The sequence below is a fragment of the Kutzneria buriramensis genome, assembly GCF_003387475.1.
In the GTDB taxonomy this organism is placed as follows: domain Bacteria; phylum Actinomycetota; class Actinomycetes; order Mycobacteriales; family Pseudonocardiaceae; genus Kutzneria; species Kutzneria buriramensis.
Map to the genome: position 1 here is coordinate 35,792 of NZ_QUNO01000009.1, position 21,473 is coordinate 57,264.

Sequence of the window (21,473 nt, forward strand, 5' to 3'; positions counted from 1 at the left end):
ATGCGACTGCTGCGGATGGGCCGTCCCGGCGAGGAACGGCCCTGTGTCGAGGATCGGGACGGCGTGGTGCGGGACGTGTCGGCGTGGGTGCCGGACTGGACCGGCGCCGCGCTGGACCCGGACTTCCTGCGCGAGCTCGGGCCGACCGACGGCCTGCCCGTGGTGGATCCCCGCACCACCCGGGTCGGGCCACCGGTGCGGCCGGGCGGGCACCTGGTGTCCATCGGCCTGAACTACCGGTCGCACGCCGCGGATGCCGGCATGGCGCTGCCGGACGAGCCTATCGTGGCCAGCAAGGCACCGTCCACAATGGTCGGTCCGTACGACGATCTGGTGATCCCGCCCGGCGGCGACAAGACCGACTGGGAGGTCGAGCTGGCGGTGGTGATCGGCCGGAAGGCCAAGTACCTCCCCGACAGCACCCGAGCCGCCGAGCACATCGCGGGGTTCTGCACCGCAAACGACGTCTCCGAGCGCGGCTGGCTGCTGGAGCGCGGCGGGCAGTGGTTGAAGGGCAAGTCCTTCGAGTCGTTCACCCCGCTCGGGCCGTACCTGGTGACGCCGGACGAGGCCGGCGATTCCGGTTCGCTGGCGCTGACGTGCCGGGTGAACGGCCGGCTGATGCAGCAGGCCAGCACCGCGGACATGGTCTTCGACGTGCACCACCTGATCTGGTACCTCAGCCAGTTCATGGTGCTCAATCCCGGCGACGTGGTGCTGACGGGCTCCCCTGGCGGCGTCGCACTGGGCCGCCCGGACGAGCCGTACCTGCGGCCCGGCGATCTGGTCGAGGCCGAGGTCGGTGGGCTGGGCGCGCAGGCCCAGCGATGCCGGGCGGCGCGGGTCGTGGAGGCGATCGGATGATCACTTTCAGCACGATCCCGGCCGAGCGACGGCCGGCGCGGGAACGTGAGCGCCTGTTGGCGGATCCGGTGTTCGGGCAGGTGTTCACCGACCACATGGTGACCGTCAAATGGTCGAGCGGTTGGCACGACGCCCGGCTGGAACCCTACGGCCCCTTGGCCTTGGAGCCGTCGGCGCAGGTCTTCCACTACGGCCAGGAGATCTTCGAGGGCATGAAGGCGTTCCGGCGGGCCGACGGCTCGATCGTGACGTTCCGCCCGCGGGCCAACGCCGAGCGCCTCAACCGGTCGGCGGCGCGGATGGCCATGCCGGAACTGCCGGTGGACGTCTTCATGCAGGCGGTGGACCTGCTGGTCGGCGCCGATCGGGACTGGGTCCCGCACGGCGAGGGCCGCAGCCTCTACCTGCGGCCGTTCATGATCGCCACCCAGCCGTCGCTGGGCCTGCACGGGCCGTCGAACGCCTACCTGTTCGTGCTGATCGCCTCGCCGGTCGGCAGCTACTTCGGCGGCAAGCCGGTGTCGGTGTGGGTGTCGACGGAGCACTGCCGGGCCGCGCCCGGCGGCACGGGCGCGGCCAAGTGCGGCGGCAACTACGCCGGCACGATCCTCGTGCAGCAGCAGGCCCGCGAGCACGGCTGCGACCAGGTCGTGTGGCTGGACCCGGTGGAGCGCCGCTGGATCGAGGAAATGGGCACCAGCAACATGTTCTTCGTCTACGGCTCGAAGCTGGTCACGCCGAGGCTGACCGGCACGCTGCTCGCCGGCGTCACCCGCGACTCGCTGCTCACGCTCGCCGCCGACCTCGGACACCCAGCCGCCGAAGAGGGCGTGAGCGTCGAACAATGGCGCAAGGACGCGGAATCCGGCGCGCTCACCGAGACGTTCTCCTGCGGCACGTCATCGATGATCACGCCGGTCGACCGCGCCGTCGGCGTCGACGGCGAATTCCGCATCCCCGCGCCGGGACCGGTGACGGTGAGGCTGCGCGAGGAGCTTCAAGGAATCCAGGCCGGCACGCGGCCCGATCGGCACGGCTGGATGCACGAGATCACGTGTGCTCGGTGACCAGGACGGCCCAGGTCTTCGGCTCCAGCGCGCGGAACACGTGCGGGCGGTCGCCCGGGTACGAGATGCAGTCCCCCGGCCCCAGCTCCACCGGGTCCTCGCTGAGCCCCACCAGCGCGCGACCGGCGCTGATCACGACGTGCTCCACCACGCCCGGCATGTGCGGGTCGGAGGCGCGCGGCGCGCCGGGCTCGGCGGCGATGCGGTAGATGTCGCGGCGGGCGTTCGGCGGGCACGTCGCGAGCAGCGTCGCCTGGTAGTCGGCCTCGCCGGACGACACGCGGGGCCCCTCACCGGCGCGGATCACCTGCACCACCGGCCGCGGCGGCTCCAGCAGCCGGGAGAACGGCACGTTCAGCGCGACGCACAGCGCCCACAGGGTCTCCAGGCTCGGGTTGCCCGTGCCCGACTCCAGCTGGGACAGCGTGGACTTGGCGATGCCGGCCCGGCGGGCGACCTCGGCCAGCGACAGGCCCGCGCGGGTGCGCTCCCGGCGCAGCGCGACCGACACCAGGTCAAGCGGCGCCTTCGCCGCGTGGTCCTCGGGCTCGGCCACGTTCGCTCCACTGGTCGACTGTTCGCTTCGATGAACAGTCATCATAGGCAGCCGGGGCGCGGGCACGTCCAGCGTCGTGGCCAGGGACAGCGCGATCAGGCCCGCCTGCAGCCGCGACTCCAGCCCCAGTTTCAGCAGGATCCGGGCCACGTGGGCCTTGGCCGTCCGCTCGGTGACGCCCAGGCGCTGCGCCAGCGTCCGGTTCGACAACCCCTCGGCCAGCAGGTCGAACACCTCCAGTTCACGGTCGGACAGGGTGTCGACCCGGGTCAGCGCGGCGCGCCACCCGTCACCCTGCTCCGCGAAGTCCGCACTTCGAGTCACTGCGGCAGCCCGCACGCTCAACGATCCCCCAACCGGTTCGGCGTCGCGTCGGGTTGAATCCTGGGCGCACCCCCACCCCTCACAACATCGGGGAAATCCCGTTCACCGGGTAGACCGGCGGCCGGCGACCTCCCCTCTGGGCCACCGGCCGCGGCTCACACAGCTAGTTGCCGACTTCGCGGCGGCCGCGTTACACGCCCTTGGCGAAGGTGTCGCAGGAGCCGGGCTGGCCGGACTGGTAGCCGGCGGTCAGCCACTGCTGGCGCTGCGCCGACGAGCCGTGCGTCCACTCCTCTGGTCGCACGGATCCGGTGGCGGCCTTCTGCTGGAAGTCGTCGCCGATGGCGGCCGCGGTCTTGAGGGCCTCCTCGATGTCGCCGGGTTCGAGCAGCCCCCGGCGGTACGTGGAGTGCGCCCACACGCCGGCATAGCAGTCGGCCTGGAGCTCGGTCATCACCGACAGGGTGTTGGCGGCGGACGGCTGGGCCCGCTCGGCCTTGGCGACGGCGGCGTTCACGCCGGTGACGTTCTGGATGTGGTGGCCCACCTCGTGGGCGACCACATAGGCCATCGCGAAGTCGCCCGAAACGCCGAACCGCTTGCTCATCTCGTCGAAGAACGTGACGTCCAGGTACACGGTGTCGTCGGCCGGGCAGTAGAACGGCCCGACCGCGGAGGTCTGCGGCCCGCAGCCGCTCCGCACGGCCGAGGTGAACAGCACCATCCTGGCCGGCCGGTAGCCGACGCCCGCCGCCGCGAACACCTTGGTCCACTGGGCCTGCGCGTCGGTGAACACGCCGCCGACGAACTGCTGGACCTGGTCGACGGTCTGCGGCGGCGTCACCGGGGGCGTGGCCGGGGCGTCGGGGAAGCCGGGCAGCCGGTCGCTCGGGCCGTTGGAAACCGACGGTGTCTCGGATGTCTGCGGCACACCGCCGCAGGCTGCCAGCATCAGCGCGGCCAGCAGCCAGGCGGCACTCCGCACGCGAATCACGAGGCTCGATCGTAAACAGGCCGATATCGCCGCGCACATCGAGGACCGAATCTGTCCGCAATGACGCCTAGCATGGTCGCCATGGACATCAAGCTCGAACTGGTCATCATCCCGGTCACCGACGTCGACCGGGCGCGCGACTTCTACGTGGACAAGATCGGCTTCAACCTCGACCACGACCACACCGTCAGCGAGGAGATCCGCTTCGTCCAGCTGACCCCGCCCGGCTCGGCCTGCTCGATCGCCTTCGGCAAGGGCCTCACGACCGCCGAGCCCGGCACGGTCAAGGGCCTCCAGGCCGTCGTCGCCGACGCCGACGAGGTGCACGCCGAGCTGGTGAAACGCGGCGCGCCGGTCAGCGAGGTCGAGGACCAGGCCTGGGGTCGCTTCGTGTTCTTCGACGATCCGGACGGGAACCACTGGGCGCTCCAGCAGATCGTCCGCCCGTCCTGACCGCCGCCACCTCGATGGCGACGCCGGAGGCGATCATCCGGACCGGCAGCCAGGCGCCGAACGACGTGGCGGTCTCCAGGTCCCACGCCAGCATTGCGCCGTAGCCGACCACGAGCAGCATCCCGAACAGCCGGGCCCGGTCCGGACTGCGGGCCATCAGCAGACCGGCGGCGCCGGTCGCCAGCTGGGCCCAGTGCTGGACCGGGCTGAGCGGCAGCACGTGCAGCGCGGCCGCGGCGAGATTGAGCACGCCGACCACCAGCGTGACCTTCTGCGAGGCCGCGAGTTGGAAGCCGCCGTGGTCCGTGCTCATGCCCGAGCATTCCCGGATCGCCGGCGGCCAAACGGTTCCATTGCACCCTGTCCGCCGATCGGTGATCTCCCTTGCGCCGCGCGTTCGTTGGTCGTGACGGCGGTTGTCCGTGCTGGCGTCGCCGCGCCATCCTGACCGCCGGCCGACCTGAGGAGGATCACGGTGCGACTGGTGGCAGGCATGGTTCTCGCGGCGCTCGCACTGGTGGCCGCGCCGGCCAACGCCCTGGCGGCGGGGCCGGTTCCGCCGACGTGCACGCAAATCGTCCGGATCACCGGGTTGGCGTTCACGCCGCCGACGGTCGCGCCGGGCGGCGCGTCCGCGGCGAACCTCTCCCTCCAGAACTGCACGCCCGGCCCCGAAGTGGTGACGGCAACGTGGACGGGCCGGTTCGTTGGGGCGGACGGCGGCATCCCGGTCGGCTGCCCGGTCCTCGATCCGCTGCTCCAGAAGGCGACCCTCGGCCCGTATGGCGACTTCCACTCCGCCGTCACCTACACGGTGCCGGGCAGTTGCGCCGCGACGCAGCTCCAGGTCACCGTGCGGATCCAGCAGGACACCAGGATCCTGGACCAGCGGACGGCGGCGCTGAGGATCACTCAGCCCTGAACCGGATCCGGCGGGAGGCGGCGAGCGGGTCGGGCACGTCGCGCACCGGGACGTCCCAGATCCGGGTCCGGCGGTCGGCGACGTCGTAGGCCGGCCAGCCGGGATCGCCGGAGGCGGCGAATCCCGTCCAGGCGCGGCGGATCCGCGCCGACAGGTCGTCGAAGCCGGGTGGCGTCGGCGTGCCGAGGACCCGTGCGGCGAAACGGGTCCCGGGGTCGCCGAAGACGAGCGGGACGTCGACGCCGTGACCGGCCGGTCCGGGCCAGGCGAGGTCGTACAGCCAGGTCCGTCCGCCGGCGGCGGCGTGCGCCTCGGCGACCTCGAGGGTCGGGACGCGGACGAGGGCGTCGGAAAGCATGGTGGTGACGAGGTCGGCGTCGGGATAGGCGCGCCGGTAGTCGTCGGCGGCTTGCGGTGTCAGGCCGATGGCTTGGGCGACTACGGCCAGGTCGACGTCCGGCGGTAGTGGCGGGCCCTGGTTGAGGTACTCGTCGTGGGTGTAGCCGCAGACGAGGTCGACGTCGGGGTTGGCGGTGATCGTCGGCCCCGTGACCAGGTCGCCGTCGATGACGGGTGCGAAGGCGGTGAGCCCGGCGTCGCGGCCGCGCAGCGGCATGTCCTGCACTTGGAGGATCGCTTCCGGCGGCAGGGCGGCGAGTGCGTCGCGGGTGGGCTGGACGCCGGCGGCGGCGGCGATCGTCGTCGTGACGGCGGCGGCCTCGGCCTGGGTACGGATGCCGGCGGGGATGCTCTGGGCGATCGCACGATGGAACAGGCCCGTGGCGGTCAGCAGCGCGACGGAGGCGGCGCCGGCGGACTGGCCGAAGGCCGTCACGTTGGCGGGATCGCCGCCGAAGGACGCGATGTTCGCCCGCACCCAGTCCAGGGCGGCGATCTGGTCGCGGAGGCCGCGGTTGTCGGGTGTGTCGGGCAGGTGGCCGAAGCCCTCGAAGCCGACGCGGTAGTTGACGGTGACGACCACGACGCCGGATCGGGCGAGCGTCGTCGCCTCGTACTGCGGCATACGGGTCCCGCCGAGTTTCCACAGCCCGCCGTGGATCCAGACCATGACCGGCGATCTGCCGGCGAGGTCGGGGGTCCAGACGTTGAGCGTGAGGCAGTCCAGGCCGTCGGCGGGCTGCCAGATCGGCGGCACGCCCGGGGCCGCCGGGAGTTGCGGTGCGGCGGAGGCGAATTCCGTGCAGTCCCGGATGCCGTCCCAGGGGCTCGGCGGCACCGGCAGCTGGAAGCGCAGTTCGCCTTGGGGCGGTTGGGCGTACGGAATGCCCTTGAAGACGGCGATTCCGTTGTCCTGGCGGCCTCGGACACGGCCGGAGGTGGTCGTCGTGATCATCGGAGGGCCGCCTCGACCAGTCGGAAGAACAGGGCTCGGCGGTCACGCCAGGTCCGCGCGTCCGGGATGGCCCGTTTCAGGCCTTCGGCGGCGGCGACGAGCACCTGGGCCAGCTCGATGCCGGGCACGTCCAGCTGGATTTCGCCGGCGGCCGCGGCGGTGTCCAGGGCGGTGGCCAGCCTGTCGAGCAGGGCGTGGTTGGACTCGGCGACGATGTCGGCGGTGACGGACAGGCCGGCGTCGAGGAGTTCGCCGCTGTGCGGGCTGGCGGCAGTGGGGGCCGTCAGCTCTGTGATGTAGGCGGACATCGCCCGATCGACGCGGGTGATCACGTGTCGCGGGGTGGCGAGGGCGGCGTCCGCCGCGGCCAGAGCCTGGGCGTGGGCGCGGCGGGAGCCGGCGCGGAAGAGCTCCTCCTTGGTGGAGAAGTGCAGGTAGAGGGCGGCCCGGGAGATGCCGGCGGCCCGGGCGACGTCGCTCATCGTCGTCTTGGCGTAGCCGTACTGGCAGAAGACGGCGAGAGCGGCGTCGAGCACCGGCCCGCTGCGGTCGTGGGTCACGGCGAGCAGGCTGACACCTTGGACAAATTTCGTCAAGATGTCTAACGGCCCAGGGACTCCTCGGGAGTAGCCCCGGGCCGGGTCCACTGCGGCACCGGACGGCTGGTCGGGCCCCACGTGGCGGTCCCGTCCGCGGCCGAGCGCCAGAACCAGCCCGGGGCCTGCCCCTCGGGCCAGCCCTCAGGGGTGTCCTGCCACGCCTCGCCGCGGCCGTAGGGCGTCATGTCGAGCAGCCCGAGGGACGAGTAGACGCCCTCGACGCCGCGTCCCGTCGTGGAGTACGTGAGGAACACTCGGTCACCGTCGCGCAGGTAGACCGTCAGCGCGCCCATGGCGCCGCCGGCAGGGCCGTCCAGGCCGCGCACCGAGTACCAGGGCTCGGTATAGCCCATGAACTCCACGAACGCCGCCACCTCGGCCCAGCGGCCCGTGGTCAGCACGGCGTAGGACACGCCGCGGGCGCGGAGGTAGGCGGCGTCCGGCAGGTGCCAGGCGATGGCGGTGCAGCCCTCGCACTGGCCCTGGTGCGGCGCGCCGTCCCACCACATGTGCTTGTAGACGACGAGCTCGTCCCGGCCCTGGAACAGGTCCAGGAACGGGACCGGCCCGTCCGGCCCGACCACCTCGACCTTGCCGTCGAACTCCACCATCGGCAGCCGGCGGCGGGCTGCGGCGATGGCGTCGCCCTCACGGGTGTGGGCCTTCTCGCGGAGCAGCAGCTCGTCGCGGGCGGCCTGCCAGGTGGCCAGGTCGACGACGGGCGGGCGGCCGGTCACGTTCGTCACGGTTCCTCCAGAGGTCGGGCTTACCTTCACCTCCTGGTCGAAGCCGCCCGCGCCGTTTCGACACGCTCAGCGCGTCGCGCGGCGTTTGGTCCAGATGTCGTAGGCGACGGCCGCGAGCAGCACCAGGCCCTTCACCAGCATCACCTGCTCGCTGGGCGCGCCGATCAGCGACATGCCGTTGTTGATCACGGCCATGATCAGGCCGCCGGTGATCGCGCCGACCACCTTGCCCACGCCGCCCTGCACGGCCGCGCCGCCGATGAAGGCGGCCGCGATGGCGTCCAGCTCGAACGAGGTGCCCGCGGTCGGCCCGGCCTGGTTGAGCCGGCCGGCGAAGATCACCCCGGCCAGCGCCGACAGCACGCCCATGTTCACGAAGATCCAGAACACCACCGACTTCACCTTGACGCCGGACAGCGTCGCGGCCTGGAGGTTGCCGCCGATGGCGTAGATGCGACGGCCGAACACCGCCCGCGTGGTCAGCAGCGAGTAGAACAGCACCAGCGCCGCCAGCAGCACCAGCACCCACGGGATGTTCTTGAACCGCGCCAGCTGCACCACCACGGCCAGCACGACCACGCCCGAGCCGCCGATCTTGAGCAGGAACACCGGCAGCGGGTCCACCTCCTGGAGGTAGTGCTGCCGACCCCGGCGGGTGCGCCACTGCGAGAGGGCGATGCCGGCGACGACCAGCACACCCACCAGCAGGCTCACGATGTCCGCGCCGCCCAGCGGGCCGAGGCCGACGTTGCCGAGGTAGCCGTCGGTGAAGCCGTTGGACAGCGTGCGGATCGGGTCCGGGAACGGGCCGATGCCCTGGTTGCCCAGCACGGTCAGGGTGAGCGCGCGGAACACCAGCATGCCGGCCAGCGTCACGATGAACGCCGGGATGCCGAAGTAGGCGATCCAGTACCCCTGCCACGCCCCGATCAGCGCGCCGACCACCAGCGTGACCAGCAGCGCCAGCAGCCACGGCATGTTCAGGTTGACCATCAGCACCGCCGACACGGCGCCGGTCACCGCGACCACGGAGCCGGCGGACAGGTCGATGTGGCCGGCGATGATGATCAGGATCATGCCGATCGCCAGGATCAGCACGTACGAGTTCTGCACGATGATGTTGGAGATGTTCTCCGGCTGGAGCATCGTGCCGCCGGTCAGCACCGTGAACAGCGCGACGATCAGCACGAACGCCACGTAGATGCCGCTCTGCCTGGGGTTGAAGGAGAACCGGCGCGGCGGCTGGTCGATCCGGCCGCTGACCCGCCGGGTCTCGACGGTGCTGCTCATGGGATGTGCTCCTGGTTCCTGGTCATGTGCTGCATCAGGCGCTCCTGGGTCGCCTCGGCCCGGCTCAGCTCGCCGGTGATCCGGCCGGCGGCCAGCGTGTAGATCCGGTCGCACAGGCCGAGCAGCTCCGGCAGCTCCGAGGAGACGACCAGCACCGCCTTGCCCTCGTCGGCCAGCCCGTTGATGATCGAGTAGATCTCGTACTTGGCGCCCACGTCGATGCCGCGGGTCGGCTCGTCGAGGATCAGCACGTCCGGATCCGTGAAGATCCACTTGGACAGCACGACCTTCTGCTGGTTGCCGCCGGACAGCGTGCCGGTGACCGTGTCCACGGTCGGCACCTTGATGTTCATGCTGCGCCGGAACTTCCCCGCGACCTGGTGCTCCTCGTTCTCGTTGACCCAGCCGCGGCGGGCCAGCTTGCCCAGGCCCGCCGCGGAGATGTTGCGCTTGACGTCCTCGATCAGGTTGAGGCCGTAGCGCTTGCGGTCCTCGGTGACGTAGGCGATGCCGTGGCCGATCGCCTCGCGCACCGTCCGCGCGTGGATCTCCTTGCCGTCCTTGACAAGTCGGCCCGAGATGTCGCGACCGTAGGACCGGCCGAACACGCTCATCGCGAGCTCCGTCCGGCCGGCGCCCATCAGGCCCGCCAGTCCGACGATCTCCCCGCGCCGGAGCACGAGGCTGGCCGCGTCGACCACCTTGTGCTCCGGCCGGGTCGGGCTGTGCACCGTCCAGTCCTCGATGCGCAGCGCCTCCGCGCCGATCTTCGGCTCGTGCGGCGGGAAGCGGTGCTCCAGGTCCCGGCCGACCATCCCGGCGATGATCCGGTCCTCGCTGACGTCGTCGGCGCGCACGTCCAGCGTCTCGATCGTGCGGCCGTCGCGGAGAATGGTGATCGAGTCGGCGATCGCCATGATCTCGTTGAGCTTGTGCGAGACGATCACGCACGTGACGCCGTCCTCGCGCAGACCCCGCAGCAGGTCCAGCAGGTGCCGGGAGTCCTCCTCGCCCAGCGCCGCGGTCGGCTCGTCCAGGATCAGCAGCCTGACCTTCTTGGACAGCGCCTTGGCGATCTCCACCAGCTGCTGCTTGCCCACGCCGAGCTCGCTGATCGGCGTGACCGCCGGCTCCCGCAGCCCCACCCGGTCCAGCAGCTCGGCCGCCCGGTGGTTGGTGCGGTTCCAGTCGATCAGCCCGCGGGCGGTCTGCTCGTTGCCGAGGAAGATGTTCTCCGCGATCGACAGCTGCGGGCAGAGCGCGAGCTCCTGGTGGATGATCACGATGCCGCGGTGCTCGCTGTCCCGGATGCCGCCGAACTCGCAGGCCTGGCCGTCGAAGGTGAACTCGCCGTCGTACGAGCCGTGCGGGTACACCCCCGACAGCACCTTCATCAGCGTGGACTTGCCGGCGCCGTTCTCGCCGCAGATGGCGTGGATCTCGCCGCGGCGCACGGTCAGGCTCACGTCGGCCAGCGCCCGCACGCCCGGGAACGACTTGCCGATGCCGGTCATCGTCAGGATGGAGTCGACCATGGCGACTACTTCAGCTGGCCGGCGGTGTAGTAGCCGGAGTCGACCAGCGCCGCCTGGTAGTTGTCCTTGGTGACGACCACCGGCTGGAGCAGGTAGGACGGCACGACCTTCTTGCCGTTGTCGTAGTCCTTGGTGTTGTTGACCTGCGGCTTGCCGCCGGTGAGCAGCGCCTGCGCCATGTCCACCGCGGTCTTGGCCAGCTGGCGGGTGTCCTTGAACACCGTGGAGTACTGCTCCCCCGCGATGATCGACTTGACCGACGCGACCTCGGCGTCCTGCCCGGTGACCACCGGGTAGGGCTGGCCGGCGGTGCCGTAGCCGTTGCTCTTGAGCGCGGACAGGATGCCGATGGACAGCCCGTCGTACGGCGAGAGCACGCCGGCGACCTTGGTGGTGGCGTTGTAGGTCTTGGTGAGCAGGTCCTCCATGCGCTTCTGCGCGGTGGCCGGGTCCCAGCGGAGGATGGCGCAGGTGGCGAAGTCGGTCTGGCCGCTCTTGACCACCAGCGTGCCCTTGTCCAGGTACGGCTTGAGCACGGACATCGCGCCGTTGAAGAAGAAGGTGGCGTTGTTGTCGTCCGGCGAGCCGGCGAACAGCTCGATGTTGAACGGCCCGGTGACGCTGGCGTCGTCGCTGCCGTCGGCCTTCTTCAGCTTCAGCCCGGTGAGCAGGGAGTTGGCCTGCTCCACGCCGACCTTGAAGTTGTCGAAGGTGGCGTAGTAGTCCACATTGGACGTGTTGCGGATCAGGCGGTCGTAGGAGATCACCGGGATGTGCCGGTCGGCGGCGTCCTGGAGCTGGGTGGTCAGGGCGGTGCCGTCGATGGAGGCCACGATCAGCGCCTTGGCGCCCTTGGTGATCTGGTTCTCGATCTGGTTGGCCTGGGTGGGGATGTCGTTCTCGGCGTACTGGAGGTCGACCTTGTAGCCGAGCTTCTCCAGCGCGCCCTTGATGTTGTCGCCGTCGTGGATCCAGCGCTCCGACGACTTGGTCGGCATGGTCACGCCGACCAGCGCGCCGGCGTTGGAGCCGGGGGTGAGCGCCTGGTCCACGGTCTTCACCGCGGAACCGCAGGCGGTCAGGGCCGCGCCGAGCGTGAGGGCGACGCCGGCCGCCGCCCAACGGGGAAATCGCATGTGCACTCCTGAATTGGTCAGAACCCCTGGGCCAGGCGGTAGTACGCCTGGTTCCAGCGGATTCGGTCGCCGAAGTCGGCGGTGGTGCTGTTCCTGTCGATCACGAGCAACTCGGTGTTGAGCATGTTGCTGAAGTCCCGCAGCGTCTCCGCGCCGACGGCCTGCGTGAGCACCGTGTGGTGCGGGCCGCCGGCCATCAGCCACGCCTCGGCGGACTCCGCCAGCGACGGCGCCGGCCGCCAGACCGCGCGGGCCACCGGCAGCCTCGGCAGCGGCTCGTCCGGCGCGGTCACCTCGACCTCGTTGGCCACGAACCGGAATCGGTCGCCCATGTCGACGAGGCCGATGACCGTCGCGGGGCCGGCCGCCGCGTCGAACACGAGCCGCACGGGGTCCTCGCGGCCGCCGATGCCCAGCGGGTGGACCTCGCAGGACGGCCTGTCGGCGGCGATGCTCGGGCAGACCTCGAGCATGTGCGCGCCGAGGATCTTCGGCTCGCCCGGGCCGAAGTGGTAGGTGTAGTCCTCCATGAACGACGAGCCGAGCCCGGTGCCCCGGCCCATCGCCTTGATCGCCGCGAGCAGCGTCGAGGTCTTCCAGTCGCCCTCGCCGCCGAAGCCGTAACCGTCGGCCATCAGCCGCTGCACGGCGATACCCGGCAGCTGGCGCAGCCCGCCCAGGTCCTCGAAGTTCGTGGTGAACGCGCCGAAGCCGCCCTCGGTGAGGAACTGCCGCAGCCCCACCTCGATCCGCGCGGCGTAGCGCAGGGAGTCGTGACGATCGCCGCCGGGGGCGAGTTCCGGCGCTACCGCGTAGGAGGCGACGTACTCGGCGACCACTTCGTCGACATCGTTGTCGGATGCCGAGTCGACCACGGACACCAGGTCGTTGACGCCGTACGTGTTGACCGAGACGCCGAACCGCAGCTCGGCCTCGACCTTGTCGCCCTCGGTCACGGCGACGTCGCGCATGTTGTCGCCGAACCGGGCCAGCCGGAGGTTTCGCAGATGCGACAGGCCGATCGCCGCGCGCGTCCAGTCCTCGACCCGGCCCAGCAGCCGCTCGTCGGTGGCATGTCCGGCCACCGTCTTGCGCGCGACGCCGATCCTGGTCTGCACGAACCCGAACTCGCGGTCGCCGTGCGCGGCCTGGTTGAGGTTCATGAAGTCCATGTCGATGGTCGCCCACGGCAGCGTCCGGTGCAGCTGGGTGTGCAGGTGCAGCAACGGCTTGCGCAGCGCGTCCAGGCCGCTGATCCACATCTTGGCCGGCGAGAACGTGTGCATCCACGCGATCACGCCGACGCAGTCCGGGTCGCCGTTGGCCTCCAGCATCAGCCGGCGGATCGCGGCCGCGTCGGTCAGCACCGGCTTGCCGATGATTTCCGCCGGGATCCGGCCGGACGCGGTGAGCAGCTGTTGCACCTGCTCGGACTGGGCGGCGACCTGGCGCAGCGTGTCCTCGCCGTAGAGGTGCTGGCTGCCGGTGAGGAACCACAGTTTCGGCTTGCTCGCGGTCATGTGCGGTTCTCCTGGGACTGTCCAATGACGTTCTGGCCGTAGACGTTCTGGTAGCGGTGGTGCAGGCGGTCGATGTCCTCGCCGCGCAGCGGGGGAAGCTCGCCGAGCTGGTGTGCGATGTGGACGGTCCGGGCCACGTCCTCGACCATCACGGCCGCCTTCACCGCGGCGCGGGCGTCCTTGCCGACCGTGAACGGGCCGTGGTTGCGCATCAGCACCGCCGGCGAGCGGCTCGTCCGCAGCGTTTCGACGATGCCCCGGCCGATCGAGTCGTCGCCGATCAGCGCGAACGGCCCGACCGGGATCTCGCCGCCGAACTCGTCCGCGATCATCGTCAGCACGCAGGGAATCGGCTCGCCGCGGGCCGCCCACGCCGTGGCGTATGTGGAATGGGTGTGCACCACGCCGCCGACCTCGGGCATGTGCCGGTAGACGTAGGCGTGCGCGGCGGTGTCCGAGGACGGCGCCAGTTCCCCCTCGACGAGCTCGCCCTTCAGGTCGGTGACGACCATCGTGTGCTCGCTGAGCTCGTCGTAGGACACACCCGACGGCTTGATCACCATCAGGTCTCGGTCGGGGACACGCGCGGACACGTTGCCGGCGGTCCAGATCACCAGGCCGTTACGGGTGAGTTCGCCGTGCAGGTCGGCGACGGTCCGGCGCAGCCTGGTGATGGTGTCGCGCACATCGGCGCCGACGGACGTCACTGGTCCCGTCCCTTCCTGGCATTCCTGCGGCGCTCCTTGAGCCGCCGCATGACCTCGTTCACCCCGCGCCCGAAGTAGTCGTGCAGGGTCAGGTACTCGGTGAACAGCTCCTCGTAGCCGGCGACATTGGCCGGGATCGGCAGGTACACGTCACGCTCCACCGATCCCATGGCCGCCGCGGCCGCGCGGATGTCCGGGTACGCGCCCGCGGCGACGGCGGCGTGGATCGCCGAGCCGAGCGCGGGGCCGTTGCTGGAGCCGATCACCGACAGCGGCATGTCCAGCACGTCGGCGTAGATCTGCATCAGCAGCGGGTTGCGGATCAGGCCGCCGGCGACGACGAACTCCGTCACCGGCACCTGGGCGTCGATGAACGTGTCGACGATGACCCTGGTGCCGAACGCGGTCGCCTCCAGCAGCGCGCGGTACGTGTCCTCGGCGCGGGTGGCGAGCGTCTGGCCGACGACCAGCCCGGACAGCTCGTGGTCGACGAGCACCGAGCGGTTGCCGCTGTGCCAGTCGAGGGCGATCAGCCCGTGCTCGCCGACCTCCTGCTGCGCCGCCAGTCCCGTGAGGAGCTCGTGCACGGAGACGCCGAGTTCCCGGGCCCGGTCGTGGTATTCCGGCGGGACGCCGTGATCGACGAACCAGCCGAAGATGTCGCCGACGCCGCTCTGGCCGGCCTCGTAACCCCACAGGCCCGGCACGATGCCGCCCTCGACGACGCCGCACATGCCCGGCACCTCGCGCAGCTCGGCGCCGTTCATCACGTGGCAGGTGGAGGTGCCCATGATCGCGACCAGCTGCCCCGGCTCGACCGCCTGCGCGGCCGGGGCCGTCACGTGCGCGTCGACATTGCCGACGGAGACCGCGATGCCGGCCGGCAGGCCGGTCCACGCAGCGGCCTCTGCGGTGAGCCGGCCGGCGGCGTCGCCCAGCTGCCCCAGCGGATGCGCCAGCTTGTCGGTGACGAAGCGTTCGAAGCGGGGGTTGAGCTCACGGAGGTAGTCCGCGCTCGGGTAGGCGCCGTCCTGGTGGATGCCCTTGTAGCCGGCGGTGCAGGCGTTGCGGACGTAGTTCCCGGTGAGCTGCCAGACGATCCAGTCCGCCGCCTCGACGAACCGCCACATCGCGGCGTACACCTCGGGCGCTTCCTCGAGGATCTGCAAGCCCTTGGCGAACTCCCACTCCGAGGAGATCAGGCCCCCGTAGCGGGCGAGCCACTTCTCGCCCCGAATGCGGGCCAGGTCGGTGATGCGGTCGGCCTGCCCCTGCGCCGCGTGGTGCTTCCACAGCTTCACGTACGCGTGCGGCTCGGCGTGGAATTCCGTGAGCTCGCATAAGGGAGTTCCGTCCGCGGTGACCGGAATCATCGTGCAGGCGGTGAAGTCCGTGCCGATGCCGATCACGTTCTCGCCCGAGACGCCCGCGGCCTCGAGGGCGTTCGGCACGGCGTTGCGGAGCACGTCGACGTAGTCCGACGGCACCTGCAATGCCCAGTCCGGCGGCAGTTGCCGGCCGTGCAGCGCGTCTTCCACGACGGCGTGCGGGTACTCGAAGACCGCGCTGCCCAGTTCGGCGCCGTCCCGCACGCGCACGACGACGGCCCGGCCGGACAGCGTGCCGAAGTCCACGCCGACCACGAGCGGTTCCGTTAGCGCTAACATATCCGCCAAGGCGTTCTTTCCTCCCTCAGATCCGCAGGTCAGCGGGCGCGGCGGGCGATCAGCCGCTGGAGCGCGATGAACACGAACAGCAGGACGCCGATCACGATCCGGGTCCACCAGGAGCTCAGCGTGCCGTCGAAGGTGATCAGGGTCTGGATGATGCCGAGCACGAGCACCCCCAGCACGGTGCCGAGCACGTAGCCGGAGCCGCCGGTGAGGATGGTGCCGCCGATGACCACCGCCGCGATCGCGTCCAGCTCCATGCCCACGGCGCCGAGCGGGTCGGCCGACAGCGTGTAGAACGCCATCAGCACCCCGCCCAGCGCCGAGCACAGGCCGCTGATCGTGTAGACGGAAACCTTGGTGCGGGCCACCTTGAGCCCCATCAGCAGCGCCGACCGCTCGCCGCCGCCGACCGCGTACACCGTGCGGCCGAAGCGGGTGAAGTGCAGGACGTACCAGGCGATCGCCACCACGACCAGCGCGATCACCACGCTCGGCGACACGTGCAGGCCGGCCCCGAGCGTGATCGGCGTCTGGGCCATGGCGGTGTAGGTGGGGTTGTCGATGGAGATGGACTCGGTGCTGATCGTGTAGCACAGGCCGCGGGCCAGGAACATGCCCGCCAGCGTCACGATGAACGGCTGGATCTCGAAGTAGTGGATCACCAGGCCCATCAGGAAGCCGAGCAGCGCGCCGAGCGCCAGCACGACCGGGATCACCGCGTAGGCCGGCCAGCCCTTGTGCTGCAACAGGTCGGCGGAGGCCATTGTGGACAGTGCCGCGACCGAGCCGACCGACAGGTCGATGCCGCCGGTCAGGATCACGAACGTCGCCCCGACGGCCACCACCAGCAGGAAGGCGTGGTCGATGAAGATGTCCAGCACGACCTGGCCGGAGCCGAAGGCGGGGTACCGCACGGCGCCGAAGCCGTACGCGCCGACCAGCAGCGCGAGGGCGGCGAGCACCGGCAGGTAGCGGCGCTGCGGCCGGTAGGTCCGCAGGCGCACGGTCAACGCGGTCATGAGGCCACCTCCACCTTCTCCGGCTGGGCGGCGACCGCCGGCGACTCGGGCCGTCGTCGGCGCTTGACCAGCTTGGCGCGGAAGGCCGGCGACTGCACGAGGCACACCACCGTCACCACGACCGCCTTGAACAGCAGCGTTTCCTGCGACGGGATGCCCAGCGCGTACACGGTCGTCGTCAACGTCTGGATGAGCAGCGCGCCGATCACCGTGCCGCCCAACGAGAATCGCCCGCCGGTCAGCTGCGTGCCGCCGATGACCACGGCCAGGATGGCGTCCAGCTCGATCCACAGGCCGGCGTTGTTGCCGTCGGCCCCGGTCACGTTGGAGCTGATGATCAGGCCGGCGACGCCCGCGCACAGCGCGCTGAACACGTAGCAGAGCCAGATCAGCCGGCCGGAGCGCAGCCCCGACAGGCGGCTCGCCTCCGGGTTGCCGCCGACCGACTCCAGCAGCAGGCCCAGCGCGGATCGCCGGACCACCAACGAGGTCAACGCGTAGACGGCCATCGCGATCAGGAACGACAGCGGCAGCGTCAGCAGGTAGCCGCCGGCGATCGCCAGGAACGGCCCGTTCTGGACGGTGACGATCTGGCCGCCGGTGATCAGCTGCGCCAGCCCGCGCCCGGCGACCATGAGGATCAGCGTCGCCACGATCGGCTGGATCTTCAGGCCCGCGACCAGCCAGCCGTTCCACGCGCCGAGCACCAGGCACAGGCCGAGCGCCGCGCCGATGGCGAGCAGGATGCTGGTGCTGCCCAGCTCCACGCACGCCACCGCGCCGCTGACCGCCACCACCGCGCCGACCGACAGGTCGATGCCGCGGGTGGCGATCACCAGCGTCATGCCCACCGCGATCAGGATCAGCGGCGAGCCGTTGCGCAGGATGTCGATCAGGTTGCCGTAGAGGTGGCCGTCGCGGATCTCCACGGCGAAGAACCGCGGCGAGACGATGAGATTGCCCAGCAGCAGGGCGATCAGAGCGGCGGCCGGCCAGAACAGGCGGTGTTTGGTGAGGGCGGCCGGCCCGCGGCCGCGATCGGTGGCAAGGTTCCTGATCACGAGCGGCCTCCGTCCGCGATGGTCGCCATGATGTCCTCGGGCGTGAGCCCCTCGTTGGCCAGCTGGGCCACGACCTTCCGGTCCCGCAGCACCGCCACGTGATGGCTCAACCGCAGCACCTCCTCCAGCTCGGCCGACACGAACAGCACCGCCATGCCGTCCGCCGACAACGTCGCCACCAGCCGCTGGATCTCGGCCTTGGCGCCGACGTCGATACCCCGGGTGGGTTCGTCCAGGATCAGCAGCCGCGGCTGGGTGGCCAGCCATCGGGCCAGCAGCACCTTCTGCTGGTTGCCGCCGGACAGCGTGCCGACGACGGCCTCGGGGTCGGCCGGCCGGATGTCGAGGGCCTCGATGTACTGCGCGGCCAGCTCCAGCTGGCGTCGCCGGGACAGCGGCCGCAGCCAGCCGCGGCCGGCCTGCACGGCCAGCGCGATGTTCTCGCGGATGGTCAGCTCGGCGATCAGGCCCTCGGTCTTGCGGTTCTCCGAACAGAAGGCCACGCCCTGGTTCATCGCGACCCGCGGCGACCGCAGCTGCACCCGCCGGCCGTCGATGTCGACGGTGCCGTGATCGGCGTGGTCGGCGCCGAACAGCAGGCGCGCCAGCTCGGTGCGGCCGGAGCCGAGCAGCCCGGCGAGGCCGACGACCTCGCCGCGCCGGATCGTCAGCGAGAACGGCTCGATGCCGCCGGCGCGGGCGAGACCGTCGGTGGCGACGAGCTCGGGACCGGTCGCGGCGGAGCGCTCCGACACCTCGTCCAGCGCGGCGAGCTCCTTGCCGATCATCTTCGTCACCAGCTCGACCTGGGTGATCTCCGACGTCCGGTACTCGCCGACCAGCTTTCCGTTGCGCAGCACGGTCATCCGGTCGGCGATGGCGAACACCTGGTCGATGAAGTGCGACACGAACAGGATGGCCATGCCGTCCGCGCGCAGCGCCCGCAGCACGGCCATCAGCTGCTCGACCTCACGCGCGTCCAGGCTGGAGGTCGGCTCGTCGAGCACCAGCACGCGGGCCTCGACGTCCAGCGCCCGGGCGATCGCCACCATCTGCTGCACGGCGATCGACAGCGTGCCCAGCTCGGCCGACACGTCGATGCGCAGGTCGAGCCGGGCCAGCAGCTCCTCGGCCCGCTTGCGCATGCGGGACCACTGGATCCGGCCGAACCGGCGGGGTTCACGGCCCAGCAGGATGTTCTCCGCGACCGACAGGTTCGGGCACAGGTTCACCTCCTGGTACACCGTGCTGACGCCGGCGAGCTGGGCCTGGTCGGGGCCGGCGAAGGCGACGGCGGCCCCGGCCAGTTCGATCGAGCCCGCGTCCACGCCCTCGACCCCGGTGAGCACCTTGATCAGGGTCGACTTGCCGGCGCCGTTCTCCCCCATCAGGGCGTGCACCTCGCCGGGGAAGAGCCGGAAGTCGACGCCGTCCAGGGCGGTGACGCCGGGGAACCGCTTGCGGATGCCGGTCATCCGGAGGATCTCTGCGGTGTCGTTCATCGCATCGCCGTTCTCAGGGGTGAACGCGGGCTGACGATCAGTACTGCCGGCTGGGCAGCGCGGCCTTGGCGGCGTCCTGGTCGAACGCGGTCTCCTTGGTGAGGATCCGGTTCGGCACGCTCTGGCCGGCGGCGACCTTCTTGACCAGGTCCATCAGCTGCGGACCGAGCAGCGGGTTGCACTCGACGACGTAGTTGAACTTGCCGTCGGCCAGCGCCTGCATGCCGTCGTGGGTGGCGTCGACCGTGACGATCTTGATGTCCTTGCCCGGGGTGAGGCCGGCGGCCTGGATGGCGTCGAGCGCGCCGAGGCCCATGTCGTCGTTCTGCGCGAACAGCACGTCGATCTTGCTCTGCGACTTGAGGAAGGACTCCATCACCTGCTTGCCCTGGGCGCGGGTGAAGTCGCCGTCCTGCGAGGCCACGACCTTGAACTTCGAGTCGGCCTTGATGACGTCGTTGAAGCCCTTGGAGCGGTCGTTGGCCGGCGCGGAACCGGTGGTGCCCTCCAGCACGGCGATGTTCACCGGGCCGGTGGCCGACGCGTACTGCTTGGCCACCCAGTCGCCGGCTTCCTTGCCCTCGTTGACGAAGTCGGAGCCGAGGAAGCTCTTGTACAGCGTGGTGTCCTTCGAGTCGACCGCGCGGTCGGTGAGGATCACCGGGATGCCGGCGGTCTTGGCCTCCTTGAGCACGGTGTCCCAGCCGGTCTCGACCACCGGCGAGAAGGCGATCACGCTGACCTTCTGCTGGATGTAGGAGCGGATGGCCTGGATCTGGTTGGCCTGCTTCTGCTGCGCGTCGGAGAACTTCAGCGTGATGCCGGCGTCCTTGGCCGAGCTCTGGATGGACTTGGTGTTGGCCGTCCGCCAACCGCTCTCCGCGCCGACCTGGGCGAAGCCCAGCGTGATGGCGCCGCCCCCTCCGCTGCCACTCGCGGCGGTGCCGCCGCCGCAGCCGGTCAGCACGGTCAGGCCGACCACGGCGGCCACCAGTAACGCCACTCTGCTACGCGACACGTTCACTCCTCGATCACCGTTGATCCGATCCGTTAGCGTTAACATTCGACGGGGCCGGGTGGCGGCTAGCCGGGCCGTCCCGCCCGTTATCGGGGGCCGGTGCTCTCCCTGACGACGAGCTCCGGTGTGATCAACCGCCGTACTCCCTCGGCCTCGTCGCGCAGCCGTAGCAGCAGCAACTCGAACGCCTGCCGGCCGACCTCGATGAAGTCCTGGCGGACCGTGGTCAGCGGCGGGCTGAAGTAGGCGGCCTCCGGCACGTCGTCGAAGCCGACGACGTGCACGTCGTGGGGCACGGTCACGCCGGCCTCGGTGAAGGCCCGCAGCATGCCCAGTGCCATCTGGTCGTTGGCGACGAACACGGCGGTCACGTCGCCGCCGGCGATCAGGGCCCGGCCGGCTTCGTAGCCGGAGCGCGGGCTCCAGTCGCCGCGTAACACCGTCGGCGCCTCGATGCCGTGCGCCTCAAGGGTTTCACGCCAGCTCTGCTCGCGGGCGCGGGCCTCCAGCCAGTCCTCCGGGCCGGCGATGTGCCACACCGTGCGGTGCCCCAGCGCCAGCAGGTGCTCGGTGGCGCGGCGGGCGCCGTCGTGCTGGTCGACCGTGACGACCGGGACCGGCGCCGACTCGGCCGCGCCGACGGCGACCAGCGGCACGTCCCGGGGCGTGAACTCGAGCGCGCGACCGGCGGCCACGTGCGGGGCGATCACCAGGATGCCCTCCACGGCCTGTCGGCGCAGCACCTCGACGGCGTCCGAAATGGACTGTCGCTGCGGGCGGCTGACGCTGGAGATCGTGATGGCGTAACCGGCCTCGCGGGCGGCGTGCTCGATGCCGTACAGCATGCTGGCCGGCCCGTACAGGGTGGAGTCCAGGGCGACGACGCCCAGCGTCTCGGACTTGCCGGTGGCCAGCGTGCGCGCGGCGGAGTTGGGCCGGTAGTCCAACTCCTGGATCGCGGCCTGCACGCGGGCGCGGGTCTCGGGCCGCACCGGTCCGGTGCCGTTGATCACCCGGGACACCGTCATGTGCGAGACCCCGGCGAGCTCGGCGACATCGGTCAGGCTCGCCTGCCGCATGCCCGGACCACCCGAGACCCTGCGACCGTCGTCTGTCGAGGACGTGCGTGCCAC

Annotated in this window: 21 protein-coding genes and 1 pseudogene; 4 read left to right on the forward strand and 18 right to left on the reverse strand. The window is 70.7% G+C overall.

The features are described 5' to 3' along the window. Nucleotides 1–864 (forward strand): fumarylacetoacetate hydrolase family protein, encoded by an 864-nt coding sequence (locus BCF44_RS25705; protein WP_116176955.1) that lies wholly within the window; start codon nucleotides 1–3, stop codon nucleotides 862–864. Beyond that, nucleotides 861–1,931, forward strand: coding sequence for a branched-chain amino acid aminotransferase (locus tag BCF44_RS25710; protein WP_116176956.1), 1,071 nt, complete (start codon nucleotides 861–863; stop codon nucleotides 1,929–1,931). The genes BCF44_RS25705 and BCF44_RS25710 overlap by 4 nt, the downstream gene beginning before the upstream one ends. On the opposite strand, the gene BCF44_RS25715 is transcribed toward BCF44_RS25710, so the two are convergent. The 3 genes and pseudogenes from BCF44_RS25715 to ypfJ all read right to left on the reverse strand — a co-directional run bounded on the left by BCF44_RS25715 (nucleotide 1,915) and on the right by ypfJ (nucleotide 3,805). Continuing rightward, nucleotides 1,915–2,529: a helix-turn-helix domain-containing protein gene (locus BCF44_RS25715; RefSeq protein WP_170217783.1), complete on the reverse strand. Its 615-nt coding sequence runs from the start codon at nucleotides 2,527–2,529 to the stop codon at nucleotides 1,915–1,917. The two genes, BCF44_RS25710 and BCF44_RS25715, sit on opposite strands and share 17 nt — an antisense overlap. A gap of 69 nt (nucleotides 2,530–2,598) precedes the next feature. Continuing rightward, nucleotides 2,599–2,826, reverse strand: a pseudogene (locus BCF44_RS58620) (LuxR C-terminal-related transcriptional regulator); the annotation flags it as partial. 175 nt (nucleotides 2,827–3,001) lie between these two features. Continuing rightward, nucleotides 3,002–3,805 (reverse strand): KPN_02809 family neutral zinc metallopeptidase, encoded by an 804-nt coding sequence (gene ypfJ / locus BCF44_RS25720; protein WP_211353228.1) that lies wholly within the window; start codon nucleotides 3,803–3,805, stop codon nucleotides 3,002–3,004. Between the two features lie 81 nt (nucleotides 3,806–3,886). Here ypfJ and BCF44_RS25725 point away from each other — a divergent pair, with 81 nt between their 5' ends. Then, entirely contained in the window at nucleotides 3,887–4,258 is a 372-nt protein-coding gene (locus BCF44_RS25725) for a glyoxalase superfamily protein (protein ID WP_116177304.1), read from the forward strand. On the opposite strand, the gene BCF44_RS25730 is transcribed toward BCF44_RS25725, so the two are convergent. After that, nucleotides 4,161–4,571 carry a DUF4383 domain-containing protein gene (locus tag BCF44_RS25730; RefSeq protein ID WP_116176959.1) on the reverse strand — a complete coding sequence of 137 codons (411 nt, stop codon included), beginning with the start codon at nucleotides 4,569–4,571 and terminating at the stop codon, nucleotides 4,161–4,163. The genes BCF44_RS25725 and BCF44_RS25730 overlap by 98 nt on opposite strands. A gap of 162 nt (nucleotides 4,572–4,733) precedes the next feature. Between BCF44_RS25730 and BCF44_RS25735 the strand changes: the two genes are divergently transcribed. Next, nucleotides 4,734–5,180 (forward strand): hypothetical protein, encoded by a 447-nt coding sequence (locus BCF44_RS25735; RefSeq protein ID WP_147328628.1) that lies wholly within the window; start codon nucleotides 4,734–4,736, stop codon nucleotides 5,178–5,180. Here BCF44_RS25735 and BCF44_RS25740 read toward each other — a convergent pair. From BCF44_RS25740 to BCF44_RS25805, 14 genes are all read right to left on the reverse strand, one after another. Beyond that, nucleotides 5,167–6,534, reverse strand: a complete 1,368-nt coding sequence (locus tag BCF44_RS25740) for a carboxylesterase/lipase family protein (protein ID WP_116176961.1) — start codon at nucleotides 6,532–6,534, stop codon at nucleotides 5,167–5,169. The genes BCF44_RS25735 and BCF44_RS25740 overlap by 14 nt on opposite strands. Continuing rightward, a complete protein-coding gene (locus BCF44_RS25745) occupies nucleotides 6,531–7,094 on the reverse strand; it encodes a TetR/AcrR family transcriptional regulator (RefSeq protein ID WP_170217741.1) in 564 nt (187 codons plus the stop codon). The genes BCF44_RS25740 and BCF44_RS25745 overlap by 4 nt, the downstream gene beginning before the upstream one ends. A gap of 41 nt (nucleotides 7,095–7,135) precedes the next feature. Then, complete coding sequence (locus BCF44_RS25750) at nucleotides 7,136–7,879, reverse strand: DUF899 family protein (RefSeq protein WP_116176963.1); 744 nt, start codon at nucleotides 7,877–7,879, stop codon at nucleotides 7,136–7,138. Between the two features lie 66 nt (nucleotides 7,880–7,945). Further along, nucleotides 7,946–9,169, reverse strand: a complete 1,224-nt coding sequence (mmsB, locus tag BCF44_RS25755; RefSeq protein WP_116176964.1) for a multiple monosaccharide ABC transporter permease — start codon at nucleotides 9,167–9,169, stop codon at nucleotides 7,946–7,948. After that, nucleotides 9,166–10,692 carry a multiple monosaccharide ABC transporter ATP-binding protein gene (mmsA, locus tag BCF44_RS25760; protein ID WP_425460084.1) on the reverse strand — a complete coding sequence of 509 codons (1,527 nt, stop codon included), beginning with the start codon at nucleotides 10,690–10,692 and terminating at the stop codon, nucleotides 9,166–9,168. Before mmsA ends, mmsB begins: the two co-directional genes overlap by 4 nt. Before the next feature lie 17 nt (nucleotides 10,693–10,709). Further along, nucleotides 10,710–11,840 (reverse strand): multiple monosaccharide ABC transporter substrate-binding protein, encoded by a 1,131-nt coding sequence (chvE, locus tag BCF44_RS25765; protein ID WP_116176966.1) that lies wholly within the window; start codon nucleotides 11,838–11,840, stop codon nucleotides 10,710–10,712. A 17-nt stretch (nucleotides 11,841–11,857) separates the two neighbouring features. Continuing rightward, the gene (araA, locus tag BCF44_RS25770) at nucleotides 11,858–13,360 is read right to left on the reverse strand and encodes an L-arabinose isomerase (RefSeq protein WP_116176967.1); all 1,503 of its coding nucleotides are present in this window, start codon (nucleotides 13,358–13,360) and stop codon (nucleotides 11,858–11,860) included. Then, nucleotides 13,357–14,067, reverse strand: coding sequence for an L-ribulose-5-phosphate 4-epimerase (locus BCF44_RS25775; RefSeq protein WP_116176968.1), 711 nt, complete (start codon nucleotides 14,065–14,067; stop codon nucleotides 13,357–13,359). Before BCF44_RS25775 ends, araA begins: the two co-directional genes overlap by 4 nt. Beyond that, nucleotides 14,064–15,734, reverse strand: coding sequence for a ribulokinase (gene araB / locus BCF44_RS25780; protein ID WP_116176969.1), 1,671 nt, complete (start codon nucleotides 15,732–15,734; stop codon nucleotides 14,064–14,066). Before araB ends, BCF44_RS25775 begins: the two co-directional genes overlap by 4 nt. A gap of 38 nt (nucleotides 15,735–15,772) precedes the next feature. Further along, nucleotides 15,773–16,759, reverse strand: coding sequence for a galactofuranose ABC transporter, permease protein YjfF (gene yjfF / locus BCF44_RS25785; RefSeq protein ID WP_116176970.1), 987 nt, complete (start codon nucleotides 16,757–16,759; stop codon nucleotides 15,773–15,775). Continuing rightward, a complete protein-coding gene (locus tag BCF44_RS25790) occupies nucleotides 16,756–17,820 on the reverse strand; it encodes an ABC transporter permease (protein WP_246015558.1) in 1,065 nt (354 codons plus the stop codon). Before BCF44_RS25790 ends, yjfF begins: the two co-directional genes overlap by 4 nt. Further along, nucleotides 17,817–19,322 (reverse strand): sugar ABC transporter ATP-binding protein, encoded by a 1,506-nt coding sequence (locus BCF44_RS25795; protein ID WP_246015560.1) that lies wholly within the window; start codon nucleotides 19,320–19,322, stop codon nucleotides 17,817–17,819. Before BCF44_RS25795 ends, BCF44_RS25790 begins: the two co-directional genes overlap by 4 nt. A 37-nt stretch (nucleotides 19,323–19,359) precedes the next feature. Then, entirely contained in the window at nucleotides 19,360–20,340 is a 981-nt protein-coding gene (locus tag BCF44_RS25800; RefSeq protein ID WP_379801590.1) for an ABC transporter substrate-binding protein, read from the reverse strand. 86 nt (nucleotides 20,341–20,426) lie between these two features. After that, nucleotides 20,427–21,419 carry a LacI family DNA-binding transcriptional regulator gene (locus tag BCF44_RS25805; RefSeq protein ID WP_116176972.1) on the reverse strand — a complete coding sequence of 331 codons (993 nt, stop codon included), beginning with the start codon at nucleotides 21,417–21,419 and terminating at the stop codon, nucleotides 20,427–20,429. Nucleotides 21,420–21,473: the final 54 nt, after the last annotated feature.

Coding starts and splice junctions, on each gene's coding strand:
- BCF44_RS25705 (WP_116176955.1), top strand. CDS start 1: ATGCGACTGCTGCGGATGGGCCGTCCCGGCGAGGAACGGCCCTGTGTC.
- BCF44_RS25710 (WP_116176956.1), top strand. CDS start 861: ATGATCACTTTCAGCACGATCCCGGCCGAGCGACGGCCGGCGCGGGAA.
- BCF44_RS25715 (WP_170217783.1), bottom strand. CDS start 2,529: ATGACTGTTCATCGAAGCGAACAGTCGACCAGTGGAGCGAACGTGGCC.
- BCF44_RS25725 (WP_116177304.1), top strand. CDS start 3,887: ATGGACATCAAGCTCGAACTGGTCATCATCCCGGTCACCGACGTCGAC.
- BCF44_RS25730 (WP_116176959.1), bottom strand. CDS start 4,571: ATGAGCACGGACCACGGCGGCTTCCAACTCGCGGCCTCGCAGAAGGTC.
- BCF44_RS25740 (WP_116176961.1), bottom strand. CDS start 6,534: ATGATCACGACGACCACCTCCGGCCGTGTCCGAGGCCGCCAGGACAAC.
- mmsB (WP_116176964.1), bottom strand. CDS start 9,169: ATGAGCAGCACCGTCGAGACCCGGCGGGTCAGCGGCCGGATCGACCAG.
- chvE (WP_116176966.1), bottom strand. CDS start 11,840: ATGCGATTTCCCCGTTGGGCGGCGGCCGGCGTCGCCCTCACGCTCGGC.
- araA (WP_116176967.1), bottom strand. CDS start 13,360: ATGACCGCGAGCAAGCCGAAACTGTGGTTCCTCACCGGCAGCCAGCAC.
- araB (WP_116176969.1), bottom strand. CDS start 15,734: ATGTTAGCGCTAACGGAACCGCTCGTGGTCGGCGTGGACTTCGGCACG.
- yjfF (WP_116176970.1), bottom strand. CDS start 16,759: ATGACCGCGTTGACCGTGCGCCTGCGGACCTACCGGCCGCAGCGCCGC.
- BCF44_RS25795 (WP_246015560.1), bottom strand. CDS start 19,322: ATGAACGACACCGCAGAGATCCTCCGGATGACCGGCATCCGCAAGCGG.
- BCF44_RS25805 (WP_116176972.1), bottom strand. CDS start 21,419: ATGCGGCAGGCGAGCCTGACCGATGTCGCCGAGCTCGCCGGGGTCTCG.